The 7,192-nt window shown below is 43.9% G+C and carries 7 protein-coding genes; 1 reads left to right on the top strand and 6 read right to left on the bottom strand.

The window, feature by feature from the left end:
* The first annotated feature begins 70 nt into the window (after positions 1-70).
* The gene (locus ACT3RR_RS22605; protein WP_353501860.1) at positions 71-616 is read left to right on the top strand and encodes a tyrosine-type DNA invertase; all 546 of its coding nucleotides are present in this window, start codon (positions 71-73) and stop codon (positions 614-616) included.
* Positions 617-713: 97 nt separating this feature from the next.
* Here the strand turns inward: ACT3RR_RS22605 and ACT3RR_RS22600 are convergent, their stop codons facing one another.
* The 6 genes from ACT3RR_RS22600 to ACT3RR_RS22575 all read right to left on the bottom strand — a co-directional run.
* Entirely contained in the window at positions 714-1,358 is a 645-nt protein-coding gene (locus tag ACT3RR_RS22600) for a response regulator transcription factor (protein WP_353503954.1), read from the bottom strand.
* A 66-nt stretch (positions 1,359-1,424) separates the two neighbouring features.
* Positions 1,425-2,144: a LuxR C-terminal-related transcriptional regulator gene (locus ACT3RR_RS22595; RefSeq protein ID WP_485900315.1), complete on the bottom strand. Its 720-nt coding sequence runs from the start codon at positions 2,142-2,144 to the stop codon at positions 1,425-1,427.
* 150 nt (positions 2,145-2,294) lie between these two features.
* On the bottom strand, positions 2,295-2,828 hold the full coding sequence (locus ACT3RR_RS22590; RefSeq protein WP_353501858.1) for a fimbrial protein: 534 nt from the start codon (positions 2,826-2,828) through the stop codon (positions 2,295-2,297).
* 70 nt (positions 2,829-2,898) lie between these two features.
* Entirely contained in the window at positions 2,899-4,002 is a 1,104-nt protein-coding gene (locus tag ACT3RR_RS22585) for a fimbrial protein (protein ID WP_353501857.1), read from the bottom strand.
* On the bottom strand, positions 3,999-6,554 hold the full coding sequence (locus tag ACT3RR_RS22580) for a fimbria/pilus outer membrane usher protein (protein ID WP_496201147.1): 2,556 nt from the start codon (positions 6,552-6,554) through the stop codon (positions 3,999-4,001). The genes ACT3RR_RS22585 and ACT3RR_RS22580 overlap by 4 nt, the downstream gene beginning before the upstream one ends.
* A gap of 103 nt (positions 6,555-6,657) precedes the next feature.
* A partial coding sequence (locus ACT3RR_RS22575) for a fimbrial biogenesis chaperone (protein WP_496201146.1) occupies positions 6,658-7,192 on the bottom strand: 535 nt, incomplete at its 5' end.

The raw sequence follows: 7,192 nt of genomic DNA, 5'->3' as shown, positions 1-7,192 counted from the left end.
TAAGCGGCACTAACTCTTACAAATCGTTATATATACACCATCAAAAAACCATGGATAGGTAATCAAAATAATGCAGAACTTTTTAAATCAGCAAGAAATAGAGAAAATGATTGCGGCAACGGCAATGGGGAAAAACCGTGCGCGTGATGAATGCATGTTGTTAATGTGTTTTATACATGGATTGCGCGTGACAGAGTTAATTAATTTGCGGTTCAGTGATATCGAATTACAAACAAAAAGGATTTCCATTTCCCGTTTAAAAAACGGTTTTACTGTCCAGCACCCTTTGCAGCCCCGCGAAATTGTAGCTATAGAAAATTGGTTACAGATACGTTCAGGCTTTTTAGATGCAGATACCCCTTGGTTGTTCCTATCAAAACATGGCGGACAGCTTTCCAGACAGCAATTCTATCGACTCGTGCGTAAATATGGCGAAATGGCCGGGCTGGATACTCAGGTTCATCCCCATATGCTTAGGCATGCCTGCGGCTATGCTTTAGCCGATAAAGGCTTTGATACAAGATTGATTCAAAATTATTTAGGGCATCGTAATATTCAAAACACCGCTATTTATACTACCAGCAATACGCCACATTTTGTGGCGGTAGAGATTTAATCTCAGTTGCCGAATCTGATGTTTGACTCTCGCCCTTCACTATAAAGTTGAAGGGCGAGCCTACTTATCTGCGCCCTAATTTAGATACACACTATGTTTAGAGATAAAGTTTATCTTTCATCAAAAATAATTCAGCATCATTTTTAACGGATAATTTACGCATAGCATTACACTTATGGGCGCTGATCGTCTTAATACTAAGACTTCTCAGAGTAGCAATTTCTCCCAGACTCATTCCATTAAACAGATGCTTAAGCACTTCCTTTTCACTGCAGGTAAGTTGACGAGCAGAGAGATCGGCTGAACTATTTTGCAAGGCAAGATAGCCACAGATCTTCTGGCTTAGAAAACGTCTCCCTTGTAAAGCCTGCCTAAAAGAATCAACAATTTTGGCTAAAGGCTCACTACGTGCAATAAGACTGATATTAGGCTCGCAAAGCAAGGGGCGCATTTGCTCTCCTGATTGACAAGATGTGTAGACAATCATAATCAGATTAGGATACTGCGAACATAGATTTAGAATAATATCTCGCCCTTCGATGAAGGACTCACTCTGGCTGTACAAATCAGTGACGAGAACATCAACTGACTGATACATAAAGGCTTCGCTCACCTTTTTAAGACTGTTTTCTTGCAAAATGACATCTTTCACGATACCTAGTGAATCAAGAAAATAGCATAGACCGGCAAGTGCTAGCGGGCTGCTATCCATTAACGCTATTTTGAGTGGTGTAGTTGGCATGACACGCAAAATATAACTCCCTGTTTTATTAGATGTATGCCGTTTTATTGGTCAACCGTTATTACGTCAGAAGACAACGCCGGGCCAAGCTTTCATCATCCATATTCCTTGTGCAAAAAGCTCACTGTCGTTCTTAAATCCCAACTTCGCCATGGCGTTACGTTTATGAGTGCTAACAGTACGGATATCACGATGCATTTTCGCTGCCACTGAAGAGACATTCATACCGGAAAAAAGATAGGTCAACACATCCAACTCGCGTCGTGTCAGCGCAGTTATCTCTTTTCCCGAGTCTGATAAGCTCAACAACTGTCGCAGTTTAGGGCTGTAAAAGTTCCCCCCTGATACAATCTGCGAAATACATTGGACAAAGGCTATCGTCGGTTCACTTTTCAATAAAATGCCGTGAGCTCCCGATGAAACGACCAATTGAAGTATTCTGTATTCGCTAAAAGCAGTGCAGACAATAACTTTTACCTCCGGCCAGCGAGAATGTAATGAAGGCAAAAGCCTTAATCCATCCAAAACAGATTCTTTTTCCCCGCATAAATCCATCAATAAAAGTTTTGGGCGATGGGCCTTAATTAATGGCATGATGTCCGCTAGCGAATTGGTATGAATAATATCCTTACCTACATCGCAACTCTCCAGTAAAAGGCGACGCATCCCTAAAGCTGTTACGGGGCAGCTTTCCATAATGATCACCCCGTTATTTTTAACGGCTTGAGGTTTCATGGATGATGACGATGCACAACGGTGTAACTGCGACATTGGAAAATTATTCATCTTCTCATCTTTATGTTCGGAAAATAGAGAGTGTTATTAAACTGGCTTAACGCTTTCATTTCTAATAGTTAGCAACAATAGTGAAGTCCTTTTATTTATTACAAACTCAGAAGAACAAAGTATCATCGCTTCTCAGCATCAAAATACTACTTATTGATATGTGAAGCTAACCTGCATACTGCCTACTATTGATCCTGGGGTGACATTACCGGAAACAGTATATGCACGCGCTTGTAAATTAAACTTTGCCGTAGAACTTGCGCTCTCTATTGCCTGCGTAACATTGGCGCCGTTACCTAACATCCGACTGTCACTGATATTTTGTACTTGGATCTGTAGGTTAGTTGCCGAACCTGTGTTGATAAAAGTATCTGAGCCTGCGGAGGCTGGGGTCCCATTCACTGTCATTGTGACACTTTTGGTGGTTTCAGGGCATGCGCTCAATTGCAGACTAAAATTCACCCAGGGTGCTGCTGAACCAGCTGATGATAGAACATATTGATGTATACCATCACCCAGGTTTACCTCAACGCCAGAGGTCGGGAAATTAACCCGGCAAGCCGCGGCTTTTATATTGCCGGTGATTTGCAAAGTCGTGGCTGACTTTGAGGAAAACGAGGTGGCACTTAAAATCAGCATTATTGACGAAATCACCTTGAATTTCGTCGCTGTAAAAATCGTCATATCTACATCCTTCTAACCTTTAAGTAGCATTCACTTTTAAGGTGAATGCTATGGGATGTTGCTTGTCAGCTTACTCAAGCTCAGCCTGAATCGTTGCAGTCGCAGTAAAATTACCGGTGCCCGGTGTTCGCCCAGTGGTATTAATGGGGTAGAGCTTTATCTGGGTAGATGCAGATTGCGACGCGTAATTCATATTTAAAGGCAGGTCTCCGCTTATTGGTGGGATAACTGCGCCTGAAGCATTTTCAATTTTTACGCCGACATTTTCGTTAGTGGTTGCCAGGACGCTGGGTTCACTTGGGTCTGGCGTCCCCTGAAACGAAAGGCTCACCTTGACACCCTCTGAAATATTGTTACAGGCGACATTAAGTTGCTGGTTTTTAGGCACAAAACCTTTGGCCATCTCACCTTTAGTATTAATATTCGTGGCGATAATATCGCCGAAAGGAATAGTGATCACTCCGCCGCCGTTGATAGTGCAGGATTGGGGTACAGTTACTGTTCCACTCATATAAACAGAAGAAACGGGCACTGTTGATTTACTGTCACCATCAGTAGCAACAAAAATATCAACAACTTTTGTCATTGGAATAGTCTGTACGCCGACGAAGGCTCTTCTAAAATAGAGTGAAACTGAACCTTTATTACCGGTTTCCCAAGAACCACTTCTTTCACAGGATGTACCCGTAGGATTTTGATTGCTCATATGGAAGGGTGCAGGGATAATTTTCCTTAAACCACCCGCGACAAAAATACTACTAGCCACCCCCAAGTAAGGGCTTATCCCATAGTATTTATTAGTACCATCGTTATAAACCACCCCACCACTTTCAGGTACTTTTGCGGTAATGTATGGTGCCCAAAAAACCCCACGGCAATTGCATCGAATGATGTAATCACCCGCGGTATTCCAGCTAAACGCGTTGGGCTTCAACATTCCCGCGGTATTTTCTGATGGCGTGGTTAAGGTATAATTCATATTAAAATTATATACTTTAGTACTGGTATCAGGCCCGCAGGTAGCAGAATTTGCTGTCCCACTAAACGCGAATAATGCAATACTCGTCCCTAACAGCGTAAACGCTCTGGCATATCCAACTTTGTTCTTGGCAGAGTTCATTAACTGCGAGAAAACAGTGCTATTTATATTATTCATATTCGAATTCCATTTCATCGACATTCCCCTTTCAACAACTCGATATTGGCAGCGTCAATCGATTTTTGCAGGCGATAATCCACTTCGCAGGTTTGCGATGCAGCATTACCCCATTTCACACTTAAGCGTCCTGAGTCACTCATCCCGGTAAGATAAACCTGACCACCGTCACCGACGATATTTCCGTTATAACTCTTGTTACTAAGATCAGTAACCATGGCACCAAAGGGCACTGGCTCACCATTACTACGGATAAGAGTCATTAATACACGCTGGCCAACGCGAGGGTTGAAATCGGCACGTACTACAGCTCCTCGAGCAGGAATGACCGATGTTGAACTCATGGTGATATCTACATCGTCAGGCAGGGATTGAGTATCAAGCACAATTTGGTTATTACGATATGGCGTTGCATAAGGTACGACCGCGTATCCGCGCCCATCAGTGATAACGCCTGAGTTGCCAGTTACTCTTACATTTCCAGCCCCTGGTGCTTTCACCAAGACCATGGTTTCACTTAAAGGTTGAGAGAGGGTTAAACCATTTTCATGGACTATCGCTCCACCTTCTAAACCATAACTCAGACGGCGTTGGTTTTTGTCATAGCTATAGCCAACATTGAATTCGCCTTGGCCCCCTTTATAATCGGCGGCGGCGCTTCCACTGGATCCCTGACCTTGACTGCCATAGCCCTGGCTCAGGTTATAACTTAAATTATCATCAGCCAAAGCTGTACCACTTATGCCTAGGTTATTAGTGGTATTGCCTTTTTTACTGGTGCTCATACCATAGGTGGCGTATCCGCCCGGTAACCATTTATTCAATGGTATGCTGACGTTAAGGGCAAAAATTTGGTCAGTATATAAAGTACGGGAACCGTAGCCGTCCGTACCATTTTTGTTGTAGGTGTAATTCAGGCCATACGAAATACCAGACCATGTATTGTTATATCCCACTCCGACAGATTCAGTACTGCGATTATTATTCCAATACTTTTCTTTAACCATGCTGACTGAAATCGCACCGCCCTTCTGCCACAGATTTTGGCTCATGGTCAGCTCAAAACGGTTCTTTTTTTGGTCCGAAGTATAGCTATTGCCGCTGTTGTAGCTGTCTAATGCTTCTTGCAGGGTATAGAAACCCGCCGTTGAATAACGGTAGCTAGCAAGACTGAAGTTAGTCCCTGTTTCTACGAAGCTTTTCCCGTAGCGCAACCTATATGATTGACCACTGGTTTTAGGGGTATCTTGCTGAGTGGTCCAAGCTTGCGTGACATCAGCAGACAACGCACCAATTCGCCCTAAATTTTGCCCCAAACCAGCGACTAAAGCCTGATATTTAGTGGCAGCCTGTACCCCACCGTAAACAGTGGCCCCATAGCGCATGCCATAAATAGCAGTGCCCTGTGAAAAGACTGCTTTCTCAACATCACTGTTGCTTGAGCGGTATTGACCACTGGTCAGGCTATATTTGAGTCGGCCTTCGCGCTGAAGTACCGGGACAGCGGCGAAAGGCACAACCAAATTCTGTTCGCTTCCGTCGGCCTCTTTGATAGTGACCTGTAAGTCACCAGAGCCAGATGTTGGATAGAGATCCGAAATATTAAATGGACCCGGTGCAACATAGCTTTGATAAATAATATAACCATTCTGCCTGATAGTGACCTGCGCATTACTGCGCGCAATCCCACGCACTACCGGCGAGTAGCCTTTCATGCTGTCAGGGAGCATGTCATCGTCAGAGGCCAGTTGCGCACCGCGAAACGAAACAGCATCAAATACTTCACTTGGCGAAGCACTATCACCCAGAGTTAACTGGCTCTTTAATGCCTTAATATCACGCTGCATATAGGTATTAATCGATTTCCAGCGATCCTTACCATCATCGTCTCGGCTCCACGTGGAGTAGTTACGCAACCGCCAATCGGCTAGGTTAATGCCAGTTCTGAGGTTTAAATAATAGCTGTCACTATCCTGAGATATACTATTTTTGGCTTCTTGGTTGGCGCCGGTGAAGTTGTAGTTCATCAGCAAGGCTGAAATACCGTTATCCCATTTTTCCGGAGATACGTAGCCACGAGCCTGTTGATTTAGTGCTGCTTGAGGAAGGCTAAGGTCTAAACGCTGCTGTTCAAAATCAAAACGTGCAGATGCCTGCGGAATATCCTGGCTGAGGTTCACGCACTCATCCGTTGCATTGATTTTTGGATACAGCGCGAGTTTGACGCCCAACTCTTTTAGCATCTCACTATTTAGGCAGGGTTGAAGGCTTTGGGTTCCTGCTGCATCAGTGAATAAGTTAAAGTTGACATCTTGTGTGGTGATCATTGTCCCGTTGAGATAAATATCAACGCGATAAGTCCCTGGTGGCTGATTTCCACTTTTTTCAAAAATTGAAAGATCAGCATTTCCCTGCATTGGGTTATCTATTTCAAGTAAAGCCGGACTAAAATATTCCTCAGCGTTCGCGATCCCGGCTCCGCCAAGCATTGCAGCAAGCTGGCAGGAGATGAACCAAGCGAGATAGGAATGTTTGAAGCCGACTGAGCGGTAACTCTTCGGTTTTTTCATTATTTTGATTCCATTCTTATCACCGCCAAATAATCGGCGTGATAGGTAGTGCGCATCCATAGCGCCCTGACGTTATTTACGCCTACTTAGTGGCTATTAGCGATCATAATGTCTGAACAAATGATTGGCTTGTGCCGCCATAATCGTTGATATATTGCCAGCTAAAGGAGTTACCAGAGATATTACTCGGCAAAGTAAAACTGACGTTTGAAAATGGCGCCACCATTGGGACATCTTTAATTTCTGCGCCGTTAAGCTTGACGTTAAAGAAAGTAAAATAGTGGGCTGAAGAGTTGGTGATCTGCACAGAATTTCCCGTACGTTTCCATGTCAGATTTTTTATGGCATCTTCAGGTGTAGTTTCGATACCCGCAGGTCTATATATCAACTTAATCCGCGTCTTGACGGCAATTTGCAGTGTATTCTCTCTTTTTTCCGCATAAGGAATTGATTTGATATTCATCCAGAATATAGATTCCCTATCCTCCGGCAGATTTCCTCCGGCGCGTACCACGCGCAAAACATTCTGCCGTTCAGCATCCAGACGGAATAATGGCGGTGTAGCGAGAAATGGCGCTTTTTCTGCTTTGTTCTGCCCTGAAACAAGCTCGCCGTCTACCCAGGATTGAATAAGGAAA

It is taken from the genome of Ewingella sp. AOP8-B2-18 (genome assembly GCF_052376015.1).
GTDB classification, from domain to species: Bacteria; Pseudomonadota; Gammaproteobacteria; order Enterobacterales; family Enterobacteriaceae; genus Ewingella; species Ewingella allii.
This window is presented reverse-complemented; position numbering and strand designations above follow the sequence as displayed.

What these genes read in the sequence shown, in the direction of transcription:
- ACT3RR_RS22600 (WP_353503954.1), bottom strand. Translation starts at nt 1,358, where the DNA reads ATGCCAACTACACCACTCAAAATAGCGTTAATGGATAGCAGCCCGCTA.
- ACT3RR_RS22580 (WP_496201147.1), bottom strand. Translation starts at nt 6,554, where the DNA reads ATGAAAAAACCGAAGAGTTACCGCTCAGTCGGCTTCAAACATTCCTAT.
- ACT3RR_RS22605 (WP_353501860.1), top strand. Translation starts at nt 71, where the DNA reads ATGCAGAACTTTTTAAATCAGCAAGAAATAGAGAAAATGATTGCGGCA.
- ACT3RR_RS22590 (WP_353501858.1), bottom strand. Translation starts at nt 2,828, where the DNA reads ATGACGATTTTTACAGCGACGAAATTCAAGGTGATTTCGTCAATAATG.
- ACT3RR_RS22585 (WP_353501857.1), bottom strand. Translation starts at nt 4,002, where the DNA reads ATGAAATGGAATTCGAATATGAATAATATAAATAGCACTGTTTTCTCG.
- ACT3RR_RS22595 (WP_485900315.1), bottom strand. Translation starts at nt 2,144, where the DNA reads ATGAATAATTTTCCAATGTCGCAGTTACACCGTTGTGCATCGTCATCA.